Raw genomic sequence first — 658 nt, 5'->3', positions numbered from 1 at the left:
TGAATCGCCACGGATAATCTAGACACTTCCGAGCCGTTGATAATATTGCTTTTCATATTCCGTCGGTGGCATCTGATCACTCGAACCATGCCGACGCTTACTGTTATAAAACATTTCGATGTAATCAAAAATATCGCTGCGTGCTTCTTCCCGTGTTCCGTAGATCTTTTTCTTTATCCGTTCACGCTTCAGTAGCTGGAAAAAGCTTTCTGCAACTGCGTTGTCGTGACAGTTACCACGACGGCTCATACTGCCCTCCAGACCGTGTGATTTCAGGAACGACTGCCACTCATGGCTTGTGTACTGACTACCTTGGTCAGAATGAACCAGCACCTGTTTTTGGGGATTACGTCGCCACACGGCCATCAACAGCGCATTCAGAACAATATCTTTTGTCATCCGGAGTTGCATTGACCAGCCAATAACTTTGCGCGAGAACAGGTCAACAACTACGGCCAGATACAGCCAGCCTTCGTGGGTTCGGATGTAAGTTATGTCCGTTACCCAACGTTCATCCGGTGCTTCCGGGTTGAACCGACGCTGGAGTCTGTTGGGTACCACGATACTGGCTTCACCTTTATGCGCTCGTGGGCTTCGATACCCGACCAGAGCCTTTATCCCGGCACGCTTCATCAGCCGCCAGACCCGGTTAATCCCT

1 protein-coding gene is annotated in these 658 nt (G+C 50.0%); it reads right to left on the bottom strand.

Annotated elements, in window-relative coordinates:
- Window positions 1–18: 18 nt before the first annotated feature.
- Window positions 19–658 (bottom strand): IS3 family transposase (locus tag AB1287_RS01700; protein WP_435616761.1); only part of this gene is annotated, 640 nt, incomplete at its 5' end.

Source organism: Scandinavium sp. UTDF21-P1B, assembly GCF_040750395.1.
GTDB lineage: Bacteria > Pseudomonadota > Gammaproteobacteria > Enterobacterales > Enterobacteriaceae > Scandinavium.
Note: the sequence above shows the minus strand (reverse complement) of the source record. Positions and strands in the feature narration are given on the sequence as shown.